The organism is Streptomyces anatolicus (assembly GCF_019400875.1).
In the GTDB taxonomy this organism is placed as follows: Bacteria; Actinomycetota; Actinomycetes; order Streptomycetales; family Streptomycetaceae; genus Streptomyces; species Streptomyces anatolicus.
This window is the reverse complement of sequence record NZ_WMBF01000712.1, coordinates 1-2366: the sequence shown is the minus strand read 5'-3', so window position 1 is coordinate 2366 and position 2366 is coordinate 1. Positions and strand designations below refer to the sequence as shown.

Here is a 2366-nt window from a genome sequence, read left to right as displayed (position 1 = left end):
ACCCAGGAGGGGGCCGAGGGGGGAGCCCAGGGGAAGCGGAAAAACCCTTGGTGCTCGGCCGGTTCGCTCTCCTAGAGTTCCCTCCGTACCTCCCGGTGCGCCGGCTGCGGCTACTTCCTTCCAAGAAATCACGCCGCCGCCCCTTAGATCTCGGGAGGCATCAGCAGGTGTGTGCCCGGTGCGCAGACAACGGTTACTTCACGGCTCAGAGGGTTGCGGGTTCAAGTCCCGTCATCGACTTCGGGTCGGTGTAGCTCAATGGGTAGAGCATCCGACACAAGTCCGTCGTCGCTTCCGAACTCGGGCACACTCCTGCCGCCTGCCTCCCCCCGTACCGATATGTGACACGAATTCGGGGGAATTCTCATGGCACGCTTCAACACCAAGTCCGCCAAGGCGCGCGTCTCCTCGCCGGTGACGTCGACCGGCGACACCACACGCACCTACGAGGGCGGCACGGGACACCTGCGCGACCCGCGCTCCGAACTGTTCCTGCTCGCCGTCGCCAACTTCGTCTCGCAGCAGACCTTCTACGAGGACGGCGGCGCCCGCGACGACCGCTTCGCCGCGCTCGTGCGCCGCCTCGCCGTCGAGGACCCCCGGTGGACCGCGGGCCTGCTCGGCTGGCTGCGCGGCGACGGCAACATGCGCACCGCCTCCCTCGTCGGCGCCGCCGAGTACGTCAAGGCGCGCCTCGACGCGGGGGCCACCGAGGGCCCGGCCAACCGCCAGGTCGTCGCCTCCGTGCTGCGCCGCCCCGACGAACCCGGCGAGTTCCTCGGCTACTGGACGGCCACCTACGGCCGGAACATCCCCAAGCCCGTCAAGCGCGGCATCGCCGACGCCGTACGCCGCCTCTACAGCGAGAAGTCGCTCCTGAAGTACGACACGGCGTCCAAGGGCTACCGCTTCGGCGACATCCTCAACCTCGTGCACGCGGCGCCCGACCCGGCCAAGCCGTGGCAGGGCGACCTGTTCCAGTACGCACTCGACCGGCGCCACCACCCGGAGACGGCCGTGCCGCCCGCGGGCGCGCGCGTGCTCGCCGCGCACCGGGAGCTGATGGCGCTGCCCGTCGCCGAGCGGCGCGCGGTGGTCACCGCGGAGGGCGGCGCCGAGCGGCTGGCCGCCGCGGGCATCACCTGGGAGGCGCTGGCGGGCTGGCTCCAGGGTCCGATGGACAAGGCCGCTTGGGAGGCCGTCATCCCGTCGATGGGCGCCATGGCGCTCGTCCGCAATCTGCGCAACTTCGACGAGGCGGGGGTCGGCGACGAGGTCGCGGCGAGTGTCGCGGCCCGGCTCGCCGACCCCGAGACCATCGCGAAGTCGCGGCAGTTCCCCTTCCGCTTCCTCGCCGCCCACCAGCACGCGCCGTCGCTGCGCTGGGCCTACCCGCTGGAGAAGGCGCTCGGCCACTCGCTGGCGAACGTGCCCTCGCTGCCCGGACGCACGCTCATCCTGGTCGACCGCTCCGGTTCGATGTGGTCACGGCTCTCGGGCGGCTCACAGCTCAACCGCGCCGACGCGGCCGCGATCTTCGGCACCGCCCTTGCGCTGCGGGCCGCCGACGCGGACCTCGTGCAGTTCGGTACGGGCAGCGCGCAGGTGACATACCGCACAGGGGAGTCCGTCCTGAAGGTGCTCGACCGCTTCGGCGACCTCGGCGGCACGAACACCACCGCGGCGGTACGCCGCTTCTACCGCGCGCACGACCGGGTGCTGATCGTCACCGACGAGCAGGCGGCCTACGACCACCGGGGCGGCCCGACCGAGCAGATCCCGGCCGACGTACCCGTCTACACCTGGAACCTTGCGGGCTACCGCGCGGGCCACGGCGCCTCCGGCACAGGGAACCGCCATGTCTTCGCCGGCCTCTCGGACGCGGCGTTCCGCATGGTGGGGCTCCTTGAGGCGGGCCGGGACGCCGACTGGCCCTGGGCCGACTGAGCCCTCCGTCGCGGTGAGTGGCCGAAAGGGTACGGTACGTATTTTCCGTCCCCCTTTCGGGTTGCCCGAGGCGCCGGATACGCTGCCGCGGCTGGGGTTTGTGTGTCTGTTCCATACCGATGTGAGGGCGGTGTGAGGTCGGAGCATGGTGCGGGGGGTGTCCGGGGGCGCATACTTCCAATATGACGAGGCCCGCCGGCTCGCGCCGCCACCTGCCGAACAGTCCCTTCAACGTGCCCGCTCCGCCCGCCCCACCCGTAGAGAAGTTCGCCGTGGGTGATCGTGTCTCCCACGACCAGTACGGTCTCGGGAGGATCGTCGGCGTCGAGGGAGAGGACGCGGTCGTCATCGACTTCGCGGGCCGTCAGGGACGGTTCCTGAGTCCCTACTCGAAGCTGGCCAAGCTCTGACATCCGACC

General features: G+C 70.7%; 2 protein-coding genes. Both read left to right on the top strand.

The window, feature by feature from the left end:
- Window positions 1-366 precede the first annotated feature (366 nt).
- Window positions 367-1947 carry a TROVE domain-containing protein gene (locus tag GKQ77_RS31680; RefSeq protein ID WP_219692561.1) on the top strand — a complete coding sequence of 527 codons (1581 nt, stop codon included), beginning with the start codon at window positions 367-369 and terminating at the stop codon, window positions 1945-1947.
- Between the two features lie 182 nt (window positions 1948-2129).
- Window positions 2130-2357, top strand: a complete 228-nt coding sequence (locus GKQ77_RS31675) for a CarD family transcriptional regulator (RefSeq protein WP_219692560.1) — start codon at window positions 2130-2132, stop codon at window positions 2355-2357.
- Window positions 2358-2366 lie beyond the last annotated feature (9 nt).